The sequence below is a fragment of the Flavobacterium gawalongense genome, from assembly GCF_007097265.1.
GTDB lineage: Bacteria > Bacteroidota > Bacteroidia > Flavobacteriales > Flavobacteriaceae > Flavobacterium > Flavobacterium gawalongense.
In genome coordinates this window covers 88,300-114,668 of record NZ_VJZP01000008.1, presented here as the reverse complement: position 1 = coordinate 114,668, position 26,369 = coordinate 88,300, and the positions used below count along the sequence as shown (strand labels likewise).

The 26,369-nt window shown below is 32.9% G+C and carries 24 protein-coding genes; 11 read left to right on the top strand and 13 right to left on the bottom strand.

Annotated elements, in window-relative coordinates; all coding sequences use genetic code 11:
• Nucleotides 1-14: 14 nt before the first annotated feature.
• Both FNW38_RS06685 and FNW38_RS06680 read right to left on the bottom strand, forming a co-directional pair.
• Complete coding sequence (locus FNW38_RS06685; protein WP_185963102.1) at nt 15-1,832, bottom strand: TonB-dependent receptor; 1,818 nt, start codon at nt 1,830-1,832, stop codon at nt 15-17.
• A gap of 91 nt (nt 1,833-1,923) precedes the next feature.
• The gene (locus FNW38_RS06680; protein WP_144064747.1) at nt 1,924-4,938 is read right to left on the bottom strand and encodes a tetratricopeptide repeat protein; all 3,015 of its coding nucleotides are present in this window, start codon (nt 4,936-4,938) and stop codon (nt 1,924-1,926) included.
• Nucleotides 4,939-5,196: 258 nt separating this feature from the next.
• Here FNW38_RS06680 and FNW38_RS06675 point away from each other — a divergent pair, with 258 nt between their 5' ends.
• Together FNW38_RS06675 and FNW38_RS06670 are read left to right on the top strand one after the other, a co-directional pair.
• Entirely contained in the window at nt 5,197-5,880 is a 684-nt protein-coding gene (locus FNW38_RS06675; RefSeq protein ID WP_143387748.1) for a cell division ATP-binding protein FtsE, read from the top strand.
• Nucleotides 5,880-6,761: a glycosyltransferase family 2 protein gene (locus tag FNW38_RS06670; RefSeq protein ID WP_144064746.1), complete on the top strand. Its 882-nt coding sequence runs from the start codon at nt 5,880-5,882 to the stop codon at nt 6,759-6,761. The genes FNW38_RS06675 and FNW38_RS06670 overlap by 1 nt, the downstream gene beginning before the upstream one ends.
• Nucleotides 6,762-6,766: 5 nt before the next feature.
• Here the strand turns inward: FNW38_RS06670 and FNW38_RS06665 are convergent, their stop codons facing one another.
• Genes FNW38_RS06665 through FNW38_RS06655 form a run of 3 tightly spaced genes read right to left on the bottom strand, consistent with a single transcriptional unit; the run spans nt 6,767 to nt 9,379 of the window.
• The gene (locus FNW38_RS06665) at nt 6,767-7,867 is read right to left on the bottom strand and encodes a glycosyltransferase family 4 protein (protein WP_143387746.1); all 1,101 of its coding nucleotides are present in this window, start codon (nt 7,865-7,867) and stop codon (nt 6,767-6,769) included.
• Nucleotides 7,864-8,268, bottom strand: coding sequence for a sugar 3,4-ketoisomerase (locus FNW38_RS06660; RefSeq protein WP_144064745.1), 405 nt, complete (start codon nt 8,266-8,268; stop codon nt 7,864-7,866). The genes FNW38_RS06665 and FNW38_RS06660 overlap by 4 nt, the downstream gene beginning before the upstream one ends.
• A gap of 4 nt (nt 8,269-8,272) precedes the next feature.
• Nucleotides 8,273-9,379 (bottom strand): glycosyltransferase, encoded by a 1,107-nt coding sequence (locus FNW38_RS06655; RefSeq protein WP_143387744.1) that lies wholly within the window; start codon nt 9,377-9,379, stop codon nt 8,273-8,275.
• A gap of 45 nt (nt 9,380-9,424) precedes the next feature.
• Here FNW38_RS06655 and FNW38_RS06650 point away from each other — a divergent pair, with 45 nt between their 5' ends.
• On the top strand, nt 9,425-10,324 hold the full coding sequence (locus tag FNW38_RS06650; protein WP_143387743.1) for a glycosyltransferase family 2 protein: 900 nt from the start codon (nt 9,425-9,427) through the stop codon (nt 10,322-10,324).
• 1 nt (nt 10,325) lies between these two features.
• Here the strand turns inward: FNW38_RS06650 and FNW38_RS06645 are convergent, their stop codons facing one another.
• Genes FNW38_RS06645 through FNW38_RS06625 form a run of 5 tightly spaced genes read right to left on the bottom strand, consistent with a single transcriptional unit; the run spans nt 10,326 to nt 15,262 of the window.
• Nucleotides 10,326-11,081: an acyltransferase gene (locus FNW38_RS06645; RefSeq protein WP_144064744.1), complete on the bottom strand. Its 756-nt coding sequence runs from the start codon at nt 11,079-11,081 to the stop codon at nt 10,326-10,328.
• Nucleotides 11,074-12,561 carry an oligosaccharide flippase family protein gene (locus FNW38_RS06640; protein ID WP_143387741.1) on the bottom strand — a complete coding sequence of 496 codons (1,488 nt, stop codon included), beginning with the start codon at nt 12,559-12,561 and terminating at the stop codon, nt 11,074-11,076. The genes FNW38_RS06645 and FNW38_RS06640 overlap by 8 nt, the downstream gene beginning before the upstream one ends.
• A 3-nt stretch (nt 12,562-12,564) precedes the next feature.
• Nucleotides 12,565-13,677, bottom strand: coding sequence for a DegT/DnrJ/EryC1/StrS family aminotransferase (locus tag FNW38_RS06635; protein WP_143387738.1), 1,113 nt, complete (start codon nt 13,675-13,677; stop codon nt 12,565-12,567).
• A complete protein-coding gene (locus FNW38_RS06630; RefSeq protein ID WP_143387737.1) occupies nt 13,674-14,624 on the bottom strand; it encodes a GNAT family N-acetyltransferase in 951 nt (316 codons plus the stop codon). The genes FNW38_RS06635 and FNW38_RS06630 overlap by 4 nt, the downstream gene beginning before the upstream one ends.
• 35 nt (nt 14,625-14,659) lie before the next feature.
• Complete coding sequence (locus tag FNW38_RS06625) at nt 14,660-15,262, bottom strand: trimeric intracellular cation channel family protein (RefSeq protein WP_143387735.1); 603 nt, start codon at nt 15,260-15,262, stop codon at nt 14,660-14,662.
• A 177-nt stretch (nt 15,263-15,439) separates the two neighbouring features.
• On the opposite strand from FNW38_RS06625, the gene FNW38_RS06620 reads away from it, so the two are divergent.
• From FNW38_RS06620 to FNW38_RS06595, 6 genes are all read left to right on the top strand, one after another.
• The gene (locus FNW38_RS06620) at nt 15,440-16,225 is read left to right on the top strand and encodes a TrmH family RNA methyltransferase (protein ID WP_143387733.1); all 786 of its coding nucleotides are present in this window, start codon (nt 15,440-15,442) and stop codon (nt 16,223-16,225) included.
• Between the two features lie 219 nt (nt 16,226-16,444).
• The gene (locus FNW38_RS06615; protein WP_143387731.1) at nt 16,445-18,667 is read left to right on the top strand and encodes a RelA/SpoT family protein; all 2,223 of its coding nucleotides are present in this window, start codon (nt 16,445-16,447) and stop codon (nt 18,665-18,667) included.
• 119 nt (nt 18,668-18,786) lie between these two features.
• Entirely contained in the window at nt 18,787-19,242 is a 456-nt protein-coding gene (locus FNW38_RS06610) for a Fur family transcriptional regulator (protein ID WP_035670620.1), read from the top strand.
• A 59-nt stretch (nt 19,243-19,301) separates the two neighbouring features.
• Entirely contained in the window at nt 19,302-20,573 is a 1,272-nt protein-coding gene (locus tag FNW38_RS06605; protein WP_144064743.1) for an adenylosuccinate synthase, read from the top strand.
• A gap of 61 nt (nt 20,574-20,634) precedes the next feature.
• Nucleotides 20,635-21,216, top strand: a complete 582-nt coding sequence (nudK, locus tag FNW38_RS06600) for a GDP-mannose pyrophosphatase NudK (RefSeq protein ID WP_143387728.1) — start codon at nt 20,635-20,637, stop codon at nt 21,214-21,216.
• 6 nt (nt 21,217-21,222) lie between these two features.
• Nucleotides 21,223-22,104 carry a DMT family transporter gene (locus FNW38_RS06595; protein WP_143387726.1) on the top strand — a complete coding sequence of 294 codons (882 nt, stop codon included), beginning with the start codon at nt 21,223-21,225 and terminating at the stop codon, nt 22,102-22,104.
• A 92-nt stretch (nt 22,105-22,196) separates the two neighbouring features.
• On the opposite strand, the gene FNW38_RS06590 is transcribed toward FNW38_RS06595, so the two are convergent.
• From FNW38_RS06590 to FNW38_RS06580, 3 genes are all read right to left on the bottom strand, one after another.
• Nucleotides 22,197-22,835: a peroxiredoxin gene (locus FNW38_RS06590; RefSeq protein ID WP_143387724.1), complete on the bottom strand. Its 639-nt coding sequence runs from the start codon at nt 22,833-22,835 to the stop codon at nt 22,197-22,199.
• Nucleotides 22,836-22,917: 82 nt separating this feature from the next.
• Entirely contained in the window at nt 22,918-24,141 is a 1,224-nt protein-coding gene (locus FNW38_RS06585; protein ID WP_144064742.1) for an MFS transporter, read from the bottom strand.
• A gap of 26 nt (nt 24,142-24,167) precedes the next feature.
• Nucleotides 24,168-25,079, bottom strand: a complete 912-nt coding sequence (locus FNW38_RS06580; protein WP_143387721.1) for an AEC family transporter — start codon at nt 25,077-25,079, stop codon at nt 24,168-24,170.
• 145 nt (nt 25,080-25,224) lie between these two features.
• Here FNW38_RS06580 and FNW38_RS06575 point away from each other — a divergent pair, with 145 nt between their 5' ends.
• Nucleotides 25,225-25,632: an RrF2 family transcriptional regulator gene (locus FNW38_RS06575; protein WP_144064741.1), complete on the top strand. Its 408-nt coding sequence runs from the start codon at nt 25,225-25,227 to the stop codon at nt 25,630-25,632.
• A 57-nt stretch (nt 25,633-25,689) separates the two neighbouring features.
• On the top strand, nt 25,690-26,337 hold the full coding sequence (locus tag FNW38_RS06570) for an NAD(P)-dependent oxidoreductase (protein ID WP_143387718.1): 648 nt from the start codon (nt 25,690-25,692) through the stop codon (nt 26,335-26,337).
• Nucleotides 26,338-26,369 lie beyond the last annotated feature (32 nt).

Here is a 26,369-nt window from a genome sequence, read left to right as displayed (position 1 = left end):
TGGTTAAAAAAAAATTAAAAATCAAATTTATAGTTCGCTCCTATAATCACTTGAAAACCTTGAACCGGATAATTCAACCATTTTTCATAGGCTTTATTGGTAATATTATTAGCTCTTAAAAAAGCAGTCAATCGATCGCTGTATTTGAATCCAACATTTGCATTTACATCAAAATAGGAAGGTAAAATAAAAGGACTCGGCTGAACTAGATATACTACATCAGTATTCAACTTTTGATCTTTACGCTCGCCTACGTAAAATACATTTGCGCCAGTGAACCATTTTGGTGTAATATTAAAATTAATATTTGAATTTATTTTTACGGTCGGTAAATTCCAGGCTTCAGCTTGAAAATCATTCGTATAACTGTTGAAAGTCCCATTAATTCCAAAAGATACATTCTTGGAAAAATCAGCTTTTAATTCTCCATAGAAACTTAATGTTCTCATATCGTCATACACCACTTGAAAGGAATTTCCAAAAGCGTAATTCTGATTCGTTTGGGTTTCATTATAATCATTGCTTTTAAACAACGCTTTATTTCTTTCATTCACATACGAACCTTTGATATTATAACTTACATTGTTAGTTAATTTCCCTTTTAATCCTGCAAAAATATCATATTGCTTGTCCGTTGGTCCAATATTTAACGTTGGAGATAAAAATGGATTTTCATTGACAAAATCCTGATATGAGTTTTGTTCCAAGTTTCCTTCGGCTCCGGCGTAGAAAATCATCAAATCACCAACAACTTTGTAAGAAGCATTGAATTTTGGATAAACTAAAAATTTATTATTGCTGTTTTGATTGTCCAAACTATAAAACACAGCCGCGCCAATATTCAGTGTCCAATCCTCTTTTTGCATTACAAAACTTGGCGCAATACCAAAATTAGTATAACCATATTTCACAGGTTCCATATTCGTATTTGAATAATTCTCTTTGAAACTGCCACCAACATAATCAACAATTATATCTGTTTTCACAGCACTATCCATGATATCAAATTGCACTGTTGGCTTAGCATAAAATCTATTTTCTGAAGACTCAAAAGTATCCGAAAAATGACTGAATTTAAGGCTCATTTTATTAAAAATACTTTCGTTAAACGCTACATTCCCTCCTAATGATATTGTGCTATATACTTGCTGTGGTTTTATACCATTAACTAGAATCAACCTGTCCTGAGTTGACAAAGCACTACCAAAACCAGCTGGCAATCCATACCAGTTGTAAATTTGATTTTGGTATCCCAAATCTACATTCCAGGAAAGATCGTCTTGGTTTGAACCATACATCAAATCAATCGATGTGTCATAAAAACGATCATCTAATTCTACCTTTTTAATCCCTCCTTGTGACGAATGGTGACGAAACATTCCACCTACATAATCTGTATTATTAAGATCATGATTTACGAACAATTCACCGATAAAAGTTCCGTAATTTCCAACTCCAAAAGTCGCATAGTTTTTAAATAAATGTTCTTGTTTTTCTTTCTCCACTCCTTCCGCCTTTCCTTTAGACGGAGTAAAAGTCGAAGCTACCGGAAAAGAGAAAATGGTATATTTTACTGTTTCTTTTTTAGTGTTTCCTTCTTCATCAAGCGAAGGCGTTTCCTTCACTTTGAAAGCATCCGAAATAGTTGGCGTATAAGGCTTCACAACATTTACTGTTTCTGTTCCAATTTGATCCTTTTTTTGTGCAAACGAAAATTGAGAGAGTAAAAGAAATAGAATCCCTAACCTAATCCCCACCCCAACCCTCCCCGAAGGGGAGGGAGCCGAGAACGTTGATATATCTGTAAATGAAGATGTTTTTTTGATTGTCATTTTTATGTTTTTTTAAACAGAAAGAATTTCACTCCCTATTCTTTATTCTATTATCTATTTGTCTATTATCTAAATTCCGAACTTCAATTATCTATTTTGTAATCGATGAGTTTGTTTTAGATTCTTCGGATTTAATAGCGTCCAATTCTGTTTGCGCTTCTGAAATAACATCTGGAAAATCAGTGAAATTTTGAATCACATTTTCTAAAATATATGTGGCCTGATAACTGTCCTTCAGTCCGTAAAAGTTTTTCGCCATCAAGATTAATCCTTTGGCTCCAAAATATTTATAGCTCGAATAATTCTTTGCCAATTTTTGAACTGCAGTATTAGAAGCTTCAAACTTTTCGTCTTTATTTTTAAAATAGGCATCATAATACAAAGCTTCGGCTGCCAATTCTCCTTTGGCAATCGTCATAACTTTTGCGTAAGCAACTCGCGCTTTGTTTTCATCCCCCGTTTGCATTGCCGCACGTGCTATTATAATTTGCGCGTCACTTTTTACATTATCATCCGTTTTTGGATTCATCAAAACTTTCTCCGCATAAATTACCGAATTTGGATAATCTTTTTTATCATAGTATAATTTCATCAGATTGGATTGTGCAAATGTTTTATTCTGGGAAATATCAGCTTCATCTTCTAAACGAGATAATACCGGAATTGCTTTGTTGTAGTCTTTGTTTTTAAGAAAAATTTGCGCCAATCTCGACAAAGATTGTTCTGTAAATTCACTTCTGGGTTGAGCAACCACATATTCATAATTGGGAATCGATTTACTTTCAGATCCTTCAGAAAAATAGGATTGCGCAAGGTAAAAATTAGCATGTAAAGCATGAATTCCTCTTGGAAAACTAGAAATATAACCACTAAATCCTGCAATAGCCTGCTTGGTGTTATTTTGTTGAAATTGTTTTTCAGCAGCTTCATAGGTATCATTATCAAGTTCTGCATCTGTAACGGCAACAAAATCTAAAGTACGCACCCAATTAGCATATTCATCTACTCTTCCATTGTCTACATAAATCAATCGCGCGGTGGCAACGGCTTCTAATGCTTCCGGAGTTCTAGGAAAATCTGCGGCTACTTTTTTAAATTTCAATAATGCCTGATCATCTTTATCTGAATTATAATAAATTAATCCCTGACGCAAAATAGATTTTGAAGTAAAAGAACTCTTTTTAAATTCGAGATTCAATCGATCGTACGTTTTTATCGCTAGGTCATTTTTATTCTCAGCTACGTAAGTATTTCCAAGTTCAAAAAGCGCATCATCACGATAAGCTGACTTTGGATACAACTGTAAAAAAGCATTTAGCTCATCAATTTTCTTATCATTTTTAGAAATAAAACCATAGGAAATTGCTTTTTGGAAATACGCATAATCCGCATCAACACTTTTGGATTCAATCACTTTAGTATACGCATCCATCGCTGGTCCGTATTTTGAAGTTACAAAACGACAATCCGCTAAACGTAAATACGAATCATTCAAACGCGCTTTATTGTCCTTCACTTTTTCTATTTGGCTTTGGAAATAATTCCCAGCCTGATCGTACTCTTTCAATTTAAAATATGCGTAGGCAATATTGTAATTGTGATTTTTGTATTCTGGCGTTGTTGATCCCTGAGCCAAACCTGCAAATTGTTTAAAACTCAACAAGGCATCTTTAAAATCATTTAAAACATATTCGGTTTCTCCTTTCCAGAAAGTGGCTCGTGCAGTAAAAACAGCATCTTTTTGTTCGTTTATAGATTTGGTGAACATTTTCAAAGCTTCCGGATAATTTCCATCCGTATACAATTCCAACCCTCTGTAAAATGTTACTTTTTGATACGCTAATTTATTTTCGGGAGTTTTATTTTTTTCCAATAAAGCAAACGCTTCCTTGTAGTTTTTAGACGAAATATATGAATCAATCAACAATCTTTCAATCTCTGAACGGTTTGCGTTATCAGGATATTTTTTCAAAAAAGCCTGTAAAACTGCCGGTACACTTTGATAAGAATTCCCTAATTCGTAACTCAATTTCGCATAATTCAAACTCGCGTCTTCCTGAATTGCGGCGTCAAACTCCATTTCAGAAGCATTTTTAAAAGCATTCAAAGCTTGTTGTTTTTTATCAGTATTCAGGTAACTTTCTCCCAAATGATAATAGGCATTTTGCGCCACGAAATCTTTTCCGCCTATAATTTTATTAAACTGAGAAATTGCGTTTTCATAGTCTTTTTGTTTGTAATAAGCATAACCCAATTGGTAAAAATCAGTGTTATTCCATCTTCCTTTTTTCCCTTTATAAGCAACTAAATACGGAATTGCTTTATCATATTTGTTTAAATTAAAATAGCTTTCACCAATGATTTTATTCAATTCTGATTTTTCTAAAACAGTGGATTTAGCCATCGCTTTTTCGCCCAAATCAATTGCTTTTTGGAAATTTCCCAATTTGAAATTCATGTCGGCTTGATAATACGAAAGCTTTTCTTTGTACTTTTCTTCACCTGAAACTTCGTCAAAATATTTTGTGGCTCGCTTATAATCATCTCCTTCGTATGCCATGAATCCCAAATAATACTTGGCTTGTGAACCATATTCCGCTGAATTCACCACTTTATTCAAATAGACCGCGGCTTCTTTTTTCTTTTTGGCATTAAAAAAACTATACCCTTTCTGGAAATTGAATTTATTCTGGTCATTTCTGCTTAAACTGCTTTCGTCTACTTTATCAAACCATTGCAACGCTTGCGGATAATTCCCCTGATTAAAATGATAATGCGCTACTTCAATATAAGCTTGGTTTTGTTTTACACTCGTAGGATAATCCGAAACAAAACGTTCCATCAATTCATCAGCGTTGGATTGATTGGTTCGAATAGCACAATTAGCGGCATAATACGCACAATCCGATTTTAGTTCTTCAGTAGTCGCCGTCTCTTTTACTTTATTAAAAATAATTTGTGCTGATGCATATTGTGCATCTTTAAACAACGAAACTGCTTTATTAAAATCTTTTGAATCGTGAGTGTAAATGGTAGATTTTTGTGCCGAAATGGTAGCAGTTATAATAAAAAAGAAAAAGAAGTAGCCCCAGGAAATTTTACGCATTGCAATTTTATTTTAAGAATTCAAATGTATCATATTCTGAACTCTATAACGAATCGCAATTCGTTTTTATTATGAACATTTTTTTAAACACTGTAAAATTTAACTTTCATTGCAATACATTCATACAATATTTATCGTCGTAAACTATATGACTTACGTATATTATTTGTAATTACCCGAATTCTATTTAATTGAATAGAATTTATTTTGAATAGAACCGTTATCTTATTACTTTTACCCCATAAACAAATGCAAATTATGTCACAATCCGTACTGTCTTTAAAAAACGTTACCATTTATCAAGAAGAAAAAACTATTTTATCTGAGGTAAACTTGGATGTAAAACATGGTGAATTCCTTTACATCATTGGAAAAACAGGCTCCGGAAAAAGTAGTTTAATGAAAACCTTATATGGCGATTTACCTTTGACAGAAGGTGAAGGAAACATTGTAGATTTTGATTTAGCCACTTTAAAAGAAGATGACATTCCGTTTTTGAGAAGAAAGATTGGAATTGTTTTTCAGGATTTCAAATTACTTCCAGATCGTACTGTAAATAACAATATGTTGTTTGTACTTAAAGCAACAGGATGGACAGACAATGTAGAAATGCAAACAAAAATCGATGAAGTTTTAAATAAAGTCGGCATGAAAGAATTTGGCAATAAAATGCCACATCAACTTTCTGGTGGTGAACAGCAACGTGTGGCGATAGCCAGAGCTTTGCTTAACGATCCAGAACTAATTCTTGCTGATGAACCTACCGGAAACCTTGATCCACAAACGAGTGCCGAAGTATTGGAAGTATTAAAAAAAATTAATGCCAACGGAAAAACAATCATTATGGCAACGCACGATTACGCATTATTGATGAAATTCCCTTCAAAAACATTGAAATGTGAAGATGCCAAAATTTTTGAAGTAGTTCAAAGAACTGCATAATGATTTCCATTCTTGTTCCAATATACAATTGCAACGTTTATCCTCTTGTTTTAGAGTTGCACAAACAATGTTCGGATTGCGGAATAAATTTTGAGATTTTATGCCAGGATGATGCTTCACAATCGAATTTGAATATATTCAATAAAAATGTAAATGCGTTATCGGATTGCAGTTTTGTTTCATTAAAAGAAAACATCGCCCATCGCGAAAACAGAAATTCCCTTGCCGAACAAGCAAAATATCAATATTTACTTTTTATTGATGGCGACTCCATTATTATTGACAACAATTATATAAAAAAATACATCGACAATCTTCCTGATTTTGATGTTATTTATGGCGGCCGGTTGCATCCTGAAAAATGTCCATCCGAAAATCAAAAACTACGTTGGAAATACGGAAGATTCATTGAAGATAAAACTTCTGAAAACAGAAGAAAAAAGCCCTATAAATCATTACTATTCAATAATACCGTAATTAAAAAAGACTGTTTCAACAAAGTAAAATTTGATAAAAACATAAAAAAATACGGTCATGATGACACCCAACTTTCGTATCAATTAAATTTATTACAAGTCAAAATAAATCATATAGAAAACCCAGTTGAACACGGAGATATTGACACTAATTTGGATTATTTAAACAAAACAAAAGAGTCGTTAGAAAATTTGATTTCGTTATACCAAGAAGAGAAAATAGATGTTGAATTTGTACGATTGATTCAACTGTATTATTTTTTAAAAAAAACAAAATCAGTTTTTATTATTTCGAAATTATATGCTGTTTTTGAAAAATCATTATTAAAAAATTTGACAGGAAACAATCCTAATTTATTAGCTTTTAATATGTTTAGAGTCGGGTATTTGTGTACGATAAATTAGAAAATCTAACTCTTTTTGATTCCAATAAATAGTTGATTCCAGGTTTGCATAATTTCGTCAATATTGTATTTTTCGCTAGACAACTTTGCCTTTTTTCCCATTTCTTTTCTTAATGTCGCATTTTCGATTAAAGTCTCAACTGCTTTGATATATTCCGTTTCGTTTCTATTTTCAATTAAAAAACTGTCTTCGTTTTGAGACAAAACGCCTCTTGGTCCACACGGACAATCGTAAGCAACACAAGGTAATCCCGAAGCCATCGCCTCAATTAAGACCATTCCAAAACCTTCAAATCGAGATGTCATCAGATAAAAAGAAGCTTCTAAATATTTTTCGTCAATATTTTGGATCGGTTCGTGAAAAACAACATTATTCGAAACATTTAGGTTTTCAGCCAACAATCTTAAATCAATATTTTCATTTGATTTTCCGTAAATTTCCAATATCCAATCCGGATGTTTGGCAACTACTTTTTTCCAGATTTGCAACATTCTGTCAAATCCTTTTTCATACGTATGCCGTCCAACAGCAATTACTTTTTTACTTTCTAAATCACTGGATTTTTCTGAAGCAAACCATAAGGGATTCGGAATTACAATTGTATTATTTATGTTCCATTCTGAAATGCTTCCGCTCGTTTCAACGACAAATCGATCGTATTTCTTTATTCCTATTCTTTTAAAAAGATGAATACAATTAGACGCTACTTTCGTCAAAATATTTTTTTTTGATTCTCTTTCCTCGATAAATTTAGAACTGTGTATTTCTAAAATAAGAGGGGTTTTATTTTTTAAAATAAAAGGAATAGAATATGCCTTTAAACCATTATCACAAACAATAATAACATCCGGTTGTATTGTTTTAATTTTACTTTTTAAGGCTTTTGCAAAAGAATTAAAAAACTGAAAGACATTGCCTTTCAAGATCATATCGTGAAAAATAATATTGGAATTAAAAGAATAAAACAAAGGGGAAAAACCTTCATTTTGAGTCAAAATATGGACTTCATATCCTAATTTTTCAACTAGATAATTGGCTTTTATCGAAAGGACTCTGGCTACACCGCCTTCGTTATTTATATTTGGAACTATATAAAGAAGCTTCATTTTTTGGATGCCAAAAATTCATCAAAATCTCTGATGTAATCGTCTTCATTATAAACATCAGATGCAAAAACCAGACAAACCGAACCGGATGAAAAATTTTCTAACTCACGCCACATTCCTGTTGGGATATACAATCCAATATTGGGTTTATTCAAAAAAAATGATTTTTTTTCGAATCCGTCGTTTAGAACAACTTCAAAACTTCCACTCAAAGCAATTAGAACTTCACTTTGATTGATATGAGAATGACTGCCTCGAAAAGAATTACTGGGCACGTCAAAAAGATAATAAACGCGCTTAAATTCAAATGGCAAAACATCATTTTGAATAAATGCCAGATTTCCGCGAGTATCTTCTACAACAGGCAATTTAAGTAATTGTATATCTTTTAATGTTGTCATAATTCTAGTCTAAACTGATTTTCATTACATCCAACCATTGTTTCCCAATAGCTGAAACAGAAAATGATTGCACACTTTGCAACGCATTTTGTTTGCAATATCGATATAAATTCTCGTCTTCCACGAATAAATTCATTGCTTCAGAAAGTTTTTCAATATTTTGATTGGCAACCAGCAATCCATTTTCTTTATGTTGAATCATTTCACTTGGTCCTGAGGAGCAATCAAACGCAACAACAGGAGTTTCACAAGCCAACGATTCCAAAATAACGTTTGGTAAACCTTCATTCAAACTACTTAAAACAAAAAATCTTGCTTTTTTCAAATATTTAAATGGATTGTTTTGATACCCTAAAAAATGCACTTTATCTTCTATTTTTCTTTCTTTAACTACATTTTGGAGTATTCTTTTTCGTTCACCATCACCCAATAAAACCAGATGAATATTGTTTGCTGGCAAAACTGATTCCGAATATGCTTCGATCAGTTTATCGAATTGTTTAATGTTCGTTTCCATTTGGCCTACGCCAATAATATAATCATACTGAAGTTCATTTAAAGCTTTGCCTTTTACAGCAATTTCATCAATATCGATTGGATTATAAATTCGGACAACATTTTTCAGATGATGTTTATTTTCTATTAATGCTTTGGATTCATCTGTAATACTGACTAATTTATAGCAATTTCCGTAGATAAAACGGGTAAGAAAAGACCAATTAGGCATGTAATGATCAATCAAAAAACTATGAACTGTAAAAATAGTTTTCGTTTTATAAAGCCATTTTGCTATCAATACTTCTTGAATGGGTTTTATCCTGAATCGGAAATCTATAATGAAATCAAACTCATTTTCGTCAAGGTATTTTTTAAGAAACACAAACCGATTCCATTTATTAAAAAGGCCATTAGAAGCATTTTTCATCTTGCCTAAATTGACCAATTTCCCTGAATACGAATAAGAAACTTCATCGAGAACAATAATGTTGTGAACCTCTACTCCTTGTTTTTCAAAAAATTGAGACAAGACCGCCATAACCTTTTCGGCTCCACCACGACTTAATCGATAACCAACTAAAGCAATTTTAATTTTTTTGTTAGGCAATATCATTATCGATTTGTTATTTTCGTATCAAATATAACTCTTTTAAAAAATATGCAAGACAATCCACTGGTTACCATTATTTGCTTGTGTTACAACCAGGAAGAATATGTCTTGGAGAGTTTATTTTCTGTTATCAATCTGGATTACCCTGCTGTAGAGCTCATTATTGTTGACGATTACAGTACCGATAATTCTAAAATAGTAATCGAAAAATGGGGTATTGATCATCCCGAAATTCTGTTTATTGCGAATGAAACTAATTTGGGAAATACAAAATCATTCAACAAAGCTTTAAAAAGAGCTAAAGGAGAATTCATTATTGACTTGGCTGCCGATGATGTTTTATTGCCCAATTGTGTTACTTCACAAGTGAATGCTTTCAAGAATACATCGTATAAAAATCTTGGAATTGTATATGGAAATACCTCTTTAATTACTGAAAACGGCGCATTTGACTCTCATTATTTCCCTGTGGATCATTCTAAAAAAGTAATTACCGAGAGAATAACGGGTGACATTTATGAATCAGTTCTTTCTGGTGGAGATAGCATTTGTTCGGTTTCTTCGATGGTAAAAAAATCGGTATTTGATCATTTAAATGGTTATGACGAAACACTGGCTTACGAGGATTTGGATTTTTGGATTCGTGCTTCCCGAGTTTATGACTTTGATTTTATCGATGAAATCCTAATCCAGAAAAGGATAGTCATGAATTCTTTAGGAACGGATTTTTTTAAGAAAAATGATTCCAGAGCAAAAAAAATCAATCACTCCACGTATTTGATATTAAAAAAAGCCATTGGGCTGAATGAAACAAAAAAAGAGAATAAAGCTATTTTGAAACGCATTCATTTTGAGATGATTCTAGCATATAAAACTTCAAACAGCGCATTATTATTGAAGTATATTATTCTGGAAATTAAGCTGATATTCCATTTACTGATTTCATAAACTACACTATTAAATAATCATCTAACGCTGTTTTTTCCCCTTCCCAATCTCTAGAAACTGAATCTTTTATGAATTTTGCCGGAATACCTCCTATTAAAACATTCGAACCAAATGAAGTATAATCGGTATTACACAAACTATTAGAAGCTATCGTACAATAATCCGGCGTTTTAGTATTTTGCATGACAGTAACTCTGCTTGCTGCGTAATTGTAATTTCCGATTAAAATTGGATCTGTCATTTTAAACTTTTTGCCAGTTTGGGTATCAATCATTTGATGGAAATTAGTATCCATGATTTGAGATTCCGAACCAAAACGGGCATAATTACCCAATACAATTCGTTCCATGCAAATCAATTTAGCATTGGAAGCCAAAGAGGCCATGTGACCAAATTCACAGTACCCATTCTCGCCAATGTAGATAAAATAATCTTTACCAAATTGAACGTGGCCCTTGAAAACCAGAGTTCCTAAAATATTAATTTCGGCAATTCCTTTGTGAAGCGTGTTCATTTCATACCGTTGTCCAAAACCAATCATTCCTTTTTTAATTTCTCCTTTAATTTCAATTTTACCAGTTATCGAGGCAAATTTTACTTTTCCATAAAAAAAGACAGGAAGTTTTTTGGCAATACTCAAAGGGAATTTTTTGAAATTAAAACACAGCGTTTTTGTCCAGTTTACGGAATAATAAAATTTAAGTTTTTGATAACTTGACCTTGCTTTTCTATAGTTATTTTTTAAAATTTCAATCATTCTTTCTCTTAATTATAGCATTGAACAACCCCTTTAATTCCATCATTTTATTCATTTGAAATAAAACAAAAACAAACGAAATTAGTACCATTGCTGACATTAAACTGTACTTTAAAATTGGATCCGGAATGTATCGAAACAAAAAAGTCGCTATACACATTAGGATGCAAATTAAATATATTTTATAAAAATCATTGTCAAAATAAAAATCATATCTTTTTTTAGTAATTATTTTTAAACCAAAAAAATGAATCAAATAATAGACAAAAAAACTAAATCCAAGTCCTTCTAATCCATAATAATAATATCCTAAAACATTTAAAAATAAAGATATGATATTGAAACCAACAGCGGTTTTCATGAACATTTTCGAATCTCCTTTGGCAATCAAAATATAACCCATCGACCAGGAAACCGCTTTAAACAACATCGCCAATATTCCAAAACAAACCATTGGGATAATAGAAATGAAAGCTGGAGTGTAAATAATTTTCACGATAAGCGGAATCAACGTTAAAAACAGAATTATTATAGGTGTTATAATCAGAATCGAAATGAAAGATTGCTGAATAACACTGGTTCTGACTTTTTCATTCTCATCACTAATTGAAGCTAATCTTGGAAAATAATCGGTACTCATTGCCGTGAAAATTATTCCAACATAAGAATTCAACAAGGTAAAACCCGCATTATAAAACCCAACTTGTTCAATACCTCCCTGTTTTCCAACATAAATTTGAATTAAATATGTTGTCACCAAAGTCAACAAACCACTTAATGTCAATAGTATTCCTAGTTTAATTATGCTTTTTCCTGCGGTGGTTAATTGTTTATTGGAAACTATAATTTTTTCGAATTGTATCTTTTTCGAATAATAAAAAGAAAACAACAATGATGCTAATGAAGCGACAATAATTGAGGGAACTATTGCGTCAATTCGGTAATAATAGTACAATGGAATTGAAAATAACAACCCAAATGAATTTCCGTAAAAATTGGCTTTCGCCAAAAGCTTCATTCTCCTTAGACCCTGTAAAACGACCAATTGTCCTATCATTAATTGCCTAAATAACAAGGTAATCGAAATAAAAACAAACGAAAAGATATGATTTGAATTCCCAAAAGTTAATTGACTTAACCAACGAGAAAAAATGATAGCAACTATACATCCTAAAATTCCGGTTGCTAATGTCAGTTTTTTTACTATTGCAACAAGGGTCGAAACATTTTTTAAGTCATTATTTTTATAATTACTCGAAATATGTTTTACACCACTGGTTTCAATCCCTAAGTTTGTAACGCCACCAATAATATTGATAGCCGAATTCAATAAAGAAACAATTCCCATTCCCGTAGGACCAATAAAGACGGCAATTAATTTGGTACGAATTATAGAAATAATAATAGTGAGAAATTGAACTCCGCCAAAAAGCGAGGTCGTTTTTACAATTTGATGATATGACGTTTTACTATCAGACACTATTTAATATTTATTTAAAACAGCAATAACAAAACATACCTCATCCATTGTCAAAACTGGGCTTATAGGCAAACTCAACACTTCATCATGAATTTTTTGGGTAATAGGAAAAGACAAATGGTTCCATAATGACAAAGCTTTTTGATTGTGTGGCGGAATGGGATAGTGTATTACCGTTTGGATACCATTTTGATATAAATAGTCTTGTAAATTGGTTCTGTTTTGCGTTCGAATAACAAACAAATGAAAAACATGATTAGATTGCTTCGTTCCTCGCAATGACACTGTTGGAAGAATTATTTTATCATTATTAATTTCAGATAAATAGCGTTTAGCAATTACTCTTCGCTTTTCATTTTCAGTGTCTAAATTGGGTAATTTTACATTCAGAAAAGCGGCTTGTAATTCGTCCAGTCTTGAATTTACACCAATATGATCATTGTGATATTTCGTTTCTGAACCATAATTTCTAAGCGACTGAATGGTTTTGGCCAATTCAGAATCATTTGTGGTAACAGCACCGCCATCACCTAATGCTCCCAAATTTTTTCCGGGATAAAAACTATACGCTACGCTTGATTTTTGATTCTTGATTTTTGATTCTTGATTTCTGATTGTTCCATGAGCCTGAGCCGCATCTTCAATAACCAGTAAATCATTTGCAACAGCAATTTCATTTATCGCATCCATTTCAGCCAGTTGTCCGTAAAGATGAACCGCTAAAATTGCTTTTGTTTTCGAAGTAATTTTTTCTAACATTAAATCAGGATTGATGTTGTAGGTTTCCAGCCTTGGCTCGACTAAAACAGGAATTAAATCTGCTTGTAAAATAGCTAGAATACTGGCAATGTAAGTGTTTGCTGGAACAATAACTTCATCGCCTTTTTGTAATTTTCCGAGTTGAATGTAGGCTTTAAAAATCAGAACTAAAGCATCAAAACCATTTCCTGTTCCGATACAATATGCTGTTCCGCAATACTTGGCAAAATTGGTTTCAAATTCTTTGACTTCATTCCCTAAAATATACCGACCCGTTTCTAAAACCGATTTCAATTTTTCTTGAAAAGCGGTTTCATAAGACTCGTTTATTTTTTTTAAATCAAGAAATGGTATCATATAAGATTCATTTTATAAAAATCCTGACTATAAACAGAGCAACCTAATTCTTCTTTTTGTTTCAAAAGTCCTGCGTGATACCCTTTTTCATTGTCATCATTAACGATACCCATATCAAAAAAAAACTTCCCTTCTCTCTTGTATTTTTCTATTAAACTAATGAATAAAAAATCCAATGCTCTTAACTCTTCCCCTTTTTTAGAAGTGGCTCCATATTGTGATTTTACAACATTTTCGGTTTCAAAAATTGTCACTCCAGCAATAATAGCATCATCATAATACACTGAATATTGTTTAATATTATTCGGAAAATTTTCCTTTAGTTTTGTGATTTCTTGTAAAGTGTGAACTGGTTTTACATTGTATTTTTCCAATAGTCTTGGCTCTAAAACCAATTCCCAAAAAGATTCAAACCGAGCTTCTTCTACTAGTTGTAAATCAAGCCCTTCAATTTTTCTAAAATGCTTTAATTTACTTTTTGAAATCGCTAAAGGCATCACTAGATTAATAGCTAAATTCATTTCTTTTTTGTCCAAAAAAGCTCCTTTTTTAAGCACGAAAAAATCCATTTCAGCGTTGCCTTTTGAAGAATAAAATAAAGGAATTGGTTTAAAATAAAATGATTTTATCAAATTTTCTTTAAGAAAATTTAAAAGAGAGTCTAAAATCCCTTCTACTCTTTCTCCATTAATTTTATGGGAATAAACCAACCCTCCATAGGTCAATCCTTGATGTGAATAAACTGCATCTCCAACCCTATTTGCCGGTAAAACTGCAACCAACTTTTCAGTCTCAAAAATCATCAACGAGAAATCCTCAAATCGATCCTTATGATATTCCATAAAATCACGATGGAATAAGAAAGTAGCATTTTTGGCCTGACCAATAAAGGCATTCCAATTCGTATAATCAGTTTTCTGATATTGCTTGACAAAGTACTTATTCACTATTCGATTTTAAACTTTGTGAAAGTAATCAATTTTTATTTATGTTCTAAAGTGGGCAAATACCATTTGAATTTCACGGCCATCAAGCGAACCGAAATGATAACCAGTGAAGTTGTTAAGTATAAAACATCGTTCTCCAAATTCAATTTTCGAAGTAGAAAAAAAACAATTCCGCCCAAAATACAAATCGTGGCGTAAATTTCCCTTCTGAAAATAACAGGTATTTCGGTACATAAAATATCGCGGATAACGCCTCCAAAACAGGCCGTCATTGTTCCTAATGCAATACAAATAACAGGATGAAGTCCAATATTTATTCCTTTTTCAAGACCAATTAAAGTAAAAACACCCAATCCAATGGTGTCAAATAAAAACAAAGAAGTTCGTAATCGGTCGAATTTTTTTCTAAAAATAATGGCCAGGACAAAGCCAATAATGATTACATAAACGTACTTCAAGTCCAGCATCCATCCCACGGGCGTTCTGCCAATCATGATATCCCGCAACGTTCCTCCGCCAACCGCAGTTACAAATGCAATGATAAACACACCAAAAGGATCCAGTTTTTTACTCATGGCGGTCAATGCGCCTGACATGGCAAAAGCCATCGTACCGATGATGTCTAATAAATGAAACATTTGAATTGGGATTTTTGAATTTCGATTTTGACAAAAATAAAGAAAATACTCGTGAAACCGACCTGAAACACCTATAATTAATCGACGTATTCCCGACAAATAAATATTCGAATCGAATAAGAAAAACTGAATTTTCTCTATGTATCTTTGTAGCTATTAATTAAATAGTTGAAAGTCTTGAAACAAATCACTTCGATACAAAATCCATTTATAAAATCTTTAGTGTTATTGCAGGAAAAAGCAAAAGCACGGAAACAATCCGGAACATTTTTAATTGAGGGAAAACGTGAAATTTCAATTGCCATTAAAGGCGGTTATGAAATGGAAACGCTATTATTTTTACCTGAAATTTGTTCCGAAGCCGAAGCCAGACAATTATCTAAAAATGCTGAACTGATAGAAATCAACAAGGAAGTGTATCAAAAACTGGCGTATCGGGATACTACTGAAGGTGTTTTGGCTGTAGCCAAAACCAAATCGTTGCAATTATCCGATTTAAAATTATCTGAAAACCCATTGATTCTTGTTGCCGAAGCGCCCGAAAAACCAGGCAATATTGGGGCTTTATTACGAACTGCCGATGCTGCTAATCTGGACGCCGTAATTATTGCCAATCCAAAAAGCGATTTATACAATCCAAATATTGTGCGTTCCAGCGTGGGTTGTTTATTTACCAACCAAATTGCTACCGGAACCACATCGGAAATTATTGCTTTTTTGAAAGAAAGAAAAATCAATTTTTATTGTGCTACTTTGCAAAATTCGACCTCTTATCATACACAGGATTACACGACGCCAACGGCGCTGGTCGTGGGAACTGAAGCCACTGGATTGACTGAAGAATGGAGAAAAGAAGCAACCCAAAATATTATTATTCCAATGCAAGGCGAAATCGATTCTATGAATGTTTCGGTTGCCGCAGCGATTTTGATTTTTGAAGCCAAAAGACAGAGAGGGTTTTAGATTTAAGATTTTAAATTGCAGAAAATAAAAAAATAAATTAACCTAAAAATGAGTCCAATACCTGAATCAACCGATTTTAGTTATGATTTTCAGGATTTGGATTTCAAAAGAGTCCAATACAAATCTTAATGATTTTATTTCGGGTTTTAGCCTCAGAAACCTTTTTTACTTGCATATCTCCTAACTAATTTCTATTTTTAGGAATTGAACCATGCCGTTATGATTGAAATAGATATAGAAAAAGAAAACAAAGCAATTGCTCAAGAATACAAAGAGCTACTCCGCATAAGTTATCAAACCCTGACTGATGAAGATAAAAAACTCATCCGTAAAGCTTTTGATGTTGCAGTTGATGCCCATAAAGAACAACGAAGAAAATCAGGCGAAGCCTACATTTTTCATCCTATTGCTGTGGCAAAAATTGTCGCTTCAGAAATAGGTTTGGGAGCCACGTCTATTGCTGCTGCATTATTGCACGACGTAGTCGAAGATACGCTCATGACAGTGCAAGACATTGAACGCTTATTCAATCCTAAAGTAGCACAACTTGTTGATGGATTGACAAAAATTTCAATGGTGCAAAAGGATTTAAATGCCTCAATACAAGCGGAAAACTTCCGTAAAATGATATTAACCCTCAATGATGATGTACGTGTAATTCTTATAAAATTAGCCGATCGTTTGCACAATATGCAAACGATGGATTCGATGCAAGAAGACAAACAAACCAAAATTGCATCTGAAACTTTATACATATATGCCCCATTAGCACACCGATTGGGTCTATACAACATTAAAACAAAACTCGAAGATTTAGGATTAAAATATACGGAACCTGCCATTTACAATGAAATTGTAAGTAAAATAAAAGAGACCAAAGAAGAACAGGATGCCTATATAAAAGATATTTCAGATGTGTTAAAAACAGCATTGGATGCTGAAGGAATCGATTATGTCATAAAAGGTCGTCCAAAATCCATTTACTCCATTCGCAGAAAAATGAAAGCGCAAAACGTAAGCTTCGATGAAGTTTATGATAAGTTTGCACTTCGCATCGTATATAAATCAACTCCGCACGAAGAAAAATTCCTTGCTTGGAAAATCTATTCCATAGTAACTGATTATTACAGACCGAGTCCCAGTCGTTTACGGGATTGGATTTCTTCGCCTAAATCTACTGGTTATGAAGCCCTGCACATTACCGTTATGGGACCAAAAGGCCGCTGGGTAGAAGTTCAGGTACGAAGCGAACGTATGGATGAAATTGCAGAAAAAGGATACGCTGCACATTACAAATATAAAAATGGAGCTACTGAGGAAAGTGAACTGGATGTGTGGCTGAATTTACTAAAAGAAGCCTTAGAAAGTTCAGAAACCAACGCGGTAGATTTTGTGGAAGATTTCAAAATGAATTTATATTCAAAAGAAATCTTTGTCTTTACTCCAAAAGGGGAAATAAAATCATTGCCTAAAGGAGCAACTTCACTAGATTTTGCTTTCAGCATTCACTCCGAAATAGGAATTCGCACCAGAGGAACGCGTGTCAATGGCAAATTAGTTCCTTTGAACTTCGAATTAAAAAGCGGGGATCAAATTGAAGTTATCACCTCACAACATCAAAAACCGACTTCTAACTGGCTCGATTATGTAACGACTTCGAGAGCAAAAACGAAAATTAAAAACGTTTTAAACGAAAACACCAAGAAAATTGGCGAAGAAGGAAAAGAAATACTTACCCGAAAGTTAAAACATTTAAAAATAACTTTAAACGAATCCGTTGTTAATGAATTGGTTAACTTTTTCAAATTAAAAACGAGTTTAGATTTATTTTACAGAGTGGGAATTGGCGCCATAGAAAATCAGCAACTCAAAGATTATGCTGCTCAAAAAAGTAACACTTTTATTAATTTTTTCAAAAATAAAATAAAACGTTCCGCAAGTAGTACAGCCGATGAAGATATTCATAAACCAATAATAAGCAGTAACTATGATTTACTTGTTTTTGGAAAGGAACATGACAAACTGGATTACAAATTATCCCCTTGCTGTAATCCGATTCCTGGAGATGATGTATTTGGATTTGTAACCATCAACGAAGGGATAAAAGTGCATAAAAAAGATTGTCCAAATGCCATTGGAATGCAATCCAACTATGCTTACAGAATAATGACTGCCAAATGGATTGACTCTTCACAAGAAGAATTCAAAGCCATAATAAACATAACTGGAATGGATGTTTTAGGGCTTACGAACCAGTTAACAAAAGTGATTTCAAACAATATGCATGTTAATATTCAGAGCATTTCGTTGAATACAGATGCAGGAATATTTCATGGTCAAGTGACGGTAATTGTTCAAAATAATACAATTTTGAAAAAAATGATCAATAATATTAAAAAAATTGACGGAATCGATAAGGTCACAAGAGTTTATAAAACTTAGAAAAGTTTCGAGTTTTTTTGTTTCAGGCTTCAGATTACTCGCTTGAGACTAAAAAAACTTAAAACTAAACAAACCTGAAACTTTAAACTTTAAACTAAAAAATTTATCTTTGCCAGCATATGACACTCATTTCCACAGATAACACCAAAAACCAAGAAATTGTAAAAAATGTATTTACAATGTATCTTGAAAAAAAAGGACATCGCAAAACTCCTGAGCGTTATGCTATCCTTCAGGAAATATACGATAGTGAAGAACATTTTGATGTAGAAAATCTTTATATCAAAATGAAAAATAAAAACTATCGTGTCAGTAGAGCAACGCTTTACAATACTATTGAATTGCTATTGGACTGCGCTTTAGTCCGTAAACACCAATTTGGACAAAATCAGGCACATTACGAAAAATCATACTTTGACAAACAGCACGATCATATTATCATGACCGATACTGGCGAAGTAATCGAGTTTTGTGATCCTAGAATTCAAAGTATCAAAAAAACAATCGAAGAAATATTCGATATAGAAATCACAAACCATTCCTTATATCTATATGGAATAAAAAAGCAAAAATAATACGGACAGCTTATTAGTTGTCCTTTGAATAATATAACTAACTACAAATAACAGATAGAATGACCGTAGATTTATTACTAGGATTACAATGGGGAGATGAAGGAAAAGGAAAAATTGTTGATGTTCTTACTTCAAATTATGATATTATTGCTCGTTTTCAAGGAGGTCCAAATGCAGGACATACTTTGGAATTTGATGGAATAAAACATGTTCTTAGAACTATTCCTTCAGGTATTTTTCATAAAACTGCCGTAAATATCATTGGAAACGGAGTAGTAATCGATCCTGTTGTTTTTCAAAAAGAAATCGAAGGTCTTGAAAAATTTAATTTAGACATCAAAAGCAAATTAATCATTTCAAGAAAAGCGCATTTAATTTTACCTACGCACCGTTTATTAGACGCAGCTTCTGAGGCATCTAAAGGTAAAGCAAAAATAGGCTCTACATTAAAAGGTATTGGTCCAACTTATATGGACAAAACAGGAAGAAATGGTCTTCGTGTGGGTGATATCGAATTGGAAGATTTTGCAGATCGTTACAGAGCTTTGGCTGACAAGCACGAAGCCATGATTAAATTCTACGATGTTGCTATCCAATATAACTTAGAAGAATTAGAAAAAGAATTTTTTGAAGCTATCGAAGAATTAAAAAAATTAGATTTTATTGATAGTGAAGAATATTTACACCAAGCACAAAAAGCTGGAAAATCAATATTATGTGAAGGAGCTCAAGGTTCATTATTGGATGTTGATTTTGGAACGTATCCATTTGTAACTTCGTCCAATACAACTGCCGCTGGTGCTTGTACTGGTTTAGGAATTGCTCCAAATAAAATAAAAGAAGTGTACGGAATTTTCAAAGCTTACGTAACTCGCGTAGGAAGTGGTCCATTCCCAACTGAACTTTTTGACCAAGATGGTGCAACTATGGCTCGTGTAGGAAATGAATTTGGATCTGTTACAGGAAGACAAAGACGTTGTGGCTGGTTAGACTTAGTAGCACTTAAATATGCTGTTCAAGTAAATGGTGTAACACAATTAATGATGATGAAAGGCGATGTCCTTTCAGGATTTGAAACTTTAAAAGTGTGTACAGAATACAACTATAAAGGAAAAAACATCTCTCACTTCCCTTATAACATCGAACCGGAAAATGTAACTCCAGTGTATCAGGATTTCAAAGGATGGCATCAAGATTTAACCGGTATGACTACTTATGATGAATTACCAAGCGAATTGAAAGAATACATTGAATTCATAGAAAAAGAAGTGGAAGTTCCTATCAAAATAGTTTCTGTAGGACCAGACAGAAAGCAAACTATTCTAAAATAAGATTACTAAACGCTCTGAAAATTCAGAGCGTTTTTTTTAGTTCATAAACCAATCCCAACGAATGAAAAACCCAGCTATTAAAATACAAAAAACCGAATTACTTTCTGACAATTGGTACATCTTAAACAAAGTAACTTTTGATTATCAAAAAAAAGACGATTCCTGGATTACCCAAAAAAGGGAAGTTTATGATCGAGGAAATGGTGCTGCCATTTTACTTTACAACGCACAACAAAAAACAGTTATTCTAACGCGTCAGTTTCGCTTGCCAACTTACCTTAACGGAAATGAAACTGGAATGATGATTGAAGTTTGTGCAGGACTTTTAGACGAAGACCATCCCGAACAATGCATCATTCGAGAAACCGAAGAAGAAACAGGATACCGCATTACTAAAGTTGATAAAGTAATGGAAACGTATATGTCTCCCGGAGCAGTAACCGAAATCCTATACCTGTTTGTTGGAGAATATGACGAATCCATGAAAGTCAGTGACGGTGGTGGAGTCGAACACGAAGAGGAAAATATAGATGTCATCGAAATGTCCTATGACGAAGCCTACGCAATGATTGAATCTGGGGAAATAAAAGATGCCAAGACCATTATGTTGTTACAGTACGCCAAAATAAAAAATCTCGTTTAATTAACGATGAACAATCAAACTAAAGGGGTATTTTTTGCCTTATTAGCCACTTTACTTTGGTCAGTAAATATGGTAATTGCCAGCGGTATTAAAGGGCACATTCCTCCAATTGGATTGGCTTTTTGGCGCTGGACAATTGCTTGTATCGTTTTGGCTCCATTAGCAATTAAAAGTACTATTGAAAGTTTTACCATTATAAAGAAACACATTCGTTATCTTATGCTTACGGCGGTATTAGGCATCACTATTTTTAACACGTTAATCTATTTTGCAGGAAAAACAACAAGTGCCGTCAATTTATCTTTAATAGCCATTTCGATTCCGCTATTTATTGTCGTCCTCTCCAGAATTGCTTTTAAAGAAAAAGTGTCCACTATAAAAATAATTGGAATTGTAACCATAATTACAGGAGTTTTGGTTCTTATTACCAAAGGTTCCCTACAAGCATTGCTGCATATTAACTTTACAATTGGAGATGTATTGATGCTCGTGTCTTGTTTCTTTTTTGCCTGTTACACCATATTAGTCCGACAAAAACCAGATGGGTTAACCCCAAAAGTATTTTTATTTAGTGTTTTTGTAATCGGTACTATTATGCTGTTTCCTTTTTATATTTGGGAACATATTCTCTATAAAAAGGTGATTTTTGATTCTAAAACAGTACTGATTACCACGTATGTTGGCATCTTTGCTTCCCTAGTTTCTTTCTATTTATGGAATGAAGCGATTCGGTTGATAGGGACCTCGAAAACAGCATTGATTTATTATTTAATTCCTGTATTCAGTGGAATTTTAGCTTATTTTTTTCTGGGCCAGGCTATTGTAATAACGCAGATTATAAGCATGGGAATCATTATTAGCGGTTTATTGATAACCAATCGGAAGTAACTGTTTCATGGCTCAATAGAAATAAAAAAAGTGCAATGAAAATATTCTCATTGCACTTTTTTTATGCTCAAATTAGTATTCCAGAAAAATAATTACCTATTAGGCTGCGGAGTCATTCTTAAATACGGTTTTACTCTTTCATATCCTTTTGGGAATTTTTCGGCAATATCTTCATCTTTAACAGCTGTTGAAATAACCACTTTTTCTCCATCTTTCCAGTTTGCAGGGGTCGCAACGCTATAATGTGCTGTCAGCTGTAAACTATCAATTACACGAAGTAATTCATCAAAATTTCTTCCGGTTGATGCAGGATAAGTGAGCGTTAATTTTATTTTTTTGTCAGGTCCAATTATAAAAACGGAACGAACCGTAAAGTTCTCATTGGCATTGGGATGAATCATATCATACAATTTTGCTACATGCTTATCTTCATCGGCAATAATTGGAAAGTTAACTGTGGTGTTTTGAGTTTCGTTTATGTCTTTAATCCATTCCATATGAGAATCTAATCCGTCAACGCTCAACGCGATCACTTTTACATTTCTCTTTTCAAATTCAGGATAATAATTAGCCACAGTCCCTAATTCAGTGGTACAAACAGGTGTAAAATCAGCAGGGTGCGAAAATAACACGCCCCAAGAATTACCTAGCCATTCATGAAATTTTATTTTTCCTTGAGTAGTTTCTGCCTCAAAATCTGGAGCTATATCTCCTAATCGTAATGTTGCCATGAGTTTTTGTTTTTATCTTTTAAAATTAAATAAAAAAACAATAGCACCTACAATGAAAATTATAAATAAAGTATAAATTAACTTAAGCAGCTTTCTTTTTCATATTGGGCAAGAAATAAGTAAAAACGCCAATCAGCGGTAGAAAAGAACTTAATTTATAAACGTATTCAATACTGGTTTGATCTGCAACATAACCAAGAATTGCAGAACCTAAACCTCCCATTCCAAAGGCAAAACCGAAAAAAAGTCCGGAAATCATTCCAACTTTTCCTGGCATTAATTCTTGTGCAAAAACTAAAATTGCTGAAAACGCTGAAGCGATAACGATTCCAATGATAACCGATAATACTCCTGTCCAAAATAAATCAGCATAAGGCAATAATAAAGTGAATGGCGCTGCTCCAAGTATCGAAATCCAAATGATATACTTTCTACCAAAACGATCTCCCAAAGGCCCACCAATCAATGTTCCTGCAGCTACCGAAGCTAAAAACAGAAACAAATGAAACTGCGATTCTTGTATCGTAAGCCCAAATTTATGCATGAGATAAAAAGTAAAATAACTTGACATACTCGCCATATAGAAAAACTTGGAAAATATCAACAACAATAAAACTGCTAATGCTATATTAATTTTTCTTTTGGATAAGGGGACAGCAACATCTTCAGCAACTATTTTTTTTGCAGCTCGAAGATTCAAATGATTTTGATACCACAGCGCAATTTGGGACAAAATAATGATTCCTAAAATACCCACTATTACAAACCATATTATATTCGATTGTCCAAAAGGAGCAACAATTAAAGCGACTAATAAAGGACCAATTGCACTTCCTGAATTCCCACCCAATTGAAAAATAGATTGTGCCAAACCTCGCTTTCCTCCTGATCCTAAATAAGCAACACGAGACGCTTCCGGATGAAATATGGAAGAACCAATTCCTACAAATGCAACTGACACCAACAACATCCAAAAAGAAGTTGAAATCGATAAAAATCCCAATCCAGTAATAGTAAATAACATCGCAATTACTAAAGAATACGGTTTTGGATATTTATCCGTATAAAAACCTATAAAAGGTTGTAAAATAGAAGCTGTAAGTTGAAAAACGAATGTTATCAATCCAATTTGAGTGAAACTAAGATTAAAATTTTCTTTTAATATTGGATAGGTCGAAGGGATAACCGACTGCATTAAATCATTTAACAAATGTGCAAAAGCTATTGAAAATAAGACAGAATAAACTGTTTTTTGAACAATTGGAGCGTTGATGGTTTGTGATACTGTTGCTGAGGAAATATTCATATTCTAATAATAAAAGGTGCTGAAAATTAAATAAACTGTGCCACGAAATACCAAAACACCAATGTTACGAAAGATAATGGTATGCCAAAACCAATCATCATGCTACTCAATCTGGGTTTTAAACCATGAGAAGTGGCTAGAATACTTGCTGTAATCATTGGAGCCATAGCAGCTTCCATTATGGATACTTGAATCGTTTTTGAATTTTGGTCTAAAATTACAACATACAATAAATATATTAGAGCCGGAGTCAACATTAATTTATACAAAAGTCCCAATCCTAAAAATTTCCAATGTTGGCTTTTCCTATCAAATCGTAATTGCAATCCAACGGAAAGCATTGCCAAGGGAGTCATTAAACTTCCAGTTTTTTGTAAAACAAACTGAATATATTCGTGGAAATCAAAATTGAAGACATTCATTAAACAAGCCAACAGAAAAGTAATAAATGGAGGGAAGAACACTATTTTTTTTGCAATATGAAATCCACTTGGACTTCCAGAAGAATACAAAGTTGCCACAAGAATTCCTAAGGTTGAAAGCACTACAAAAGTACCCGGCTGATCTACCAGAATTGCGGTCTTTAAACCTTCTTCGCCATATAAAGCTTGGATAATTGGAAACCCTAAAAATGAAGTATTGCCTAAACCGGCAGTTATAATTAAACAACCCGTAAGTTTTTTTGACCAACCCAATTTATTTCCTAAAAAGCTAAAAAACAAATACGAAACTATAAAACCAATCCATGTTACGCCGATTGGATACAACAGCTTATTATTCCATTCAATTTTTGGAATATAATATAAGGCTAAGGCGGGAAGACAAAAATAAATAACCACATTATTTAACACCTTGTAAGTATTGGACGGAAAACGTTTCACCTTTTGCAATACGATTCCAAGAAATAAACAAACGAAGATTAAAATAATGTTATTCATAGTGTAGAATTGAATGCAAAAATACCACTTAAATTTATTTAGAAAAGAGTGAAATCATCATTTTGATTTTTCCATTATGTTAAAAAAATAAAAAACTTGGTAATTCCATTTTTAATTGTAAATTTGTAATATATTTTATTACAGTATGATTTCAGGTAAATTTGCAATAACCATACATATTCTTACTTTACTCTCTAAATTTCCAGACGAATATTTATCTTCTGAATTTATAGCGGGAAGCATGAATTTACATCCTGTTTTGGTAAGAAAGGAAATAGCAAACTTGAAGAAAAACAATATTGTAGAAAGTAAAGAAGGCAAAAATGGCGGAACAAGATTGTTGAAATCCGCCTCAAATATTTCATTGGATGCCATTTTTAAAATGACTTTTGACACGGTTACTTTAGGTTTTTCTAAAAACGAACCCAATCCAGATTGCCCTGTTGGAAAACAAATCAATAAAAACTTAGAAAACTTATATGAAAACATCAACGAAAAAATCAGTTTGCAATTAAGTGGTATTTCCTTGGAAGATTTTTCTAATAAATTTTAAAACTATTTTTTTGAATTAAACTGTAACATTTTTTATTACTTTTAAATACATACAATTATGAAAATCGCAATTATCGGAGCCACAGGATTTGTAGGTTCAACCATTTTAAATGAATTAGCAAGTCGCAATCACGAGGTTACTGCCATAGCAAGAAATCCTAAAAATGATGAAAACGCAACTGTCAAATGGGAGAAAGCAGACATAAATAACGTTGAAAAACTATCTAAAATTATTGCAGGAAATGATGTGGTAATAAGTGCTTTCAATGCTGGATGGACCAATCCAAATTTATACACTGATTTTCTTGAAGGTTCAAAAGCGATTCAAGAAGCGGTTAAAAAATCAGGAGTCAAACGATTTATTACCATTGGCGGTGGAGGAAGTTTGTTTGTTGCTCCAAATCTACAAGCAGTAGACACACCCGATTTTCCAAAAGAATATTATGCAGGAGCAACAGCAGCAAGGGATTATTTAAACATCATTAAAGAAGAAAAAGATTTAGACTGGGCATTTTTTAGTCCGGCTTTTGAAATGCACCAAGGAATTACTACAGGAAGAACCGGGAAATATCGTTTGGGATTAGACAATCCTGTTTTTGATGAAAATCAAAGAAGTATTTTATCTGTAGAAGATTTAGCAGTTGTTATTGCTGATGAAGTTGAAAATCCAAAACATCATCAGGTTCGCTTTACAGCTGCTTACTAATTTGGATTATCATTTTTAAATAAAACAGTTTC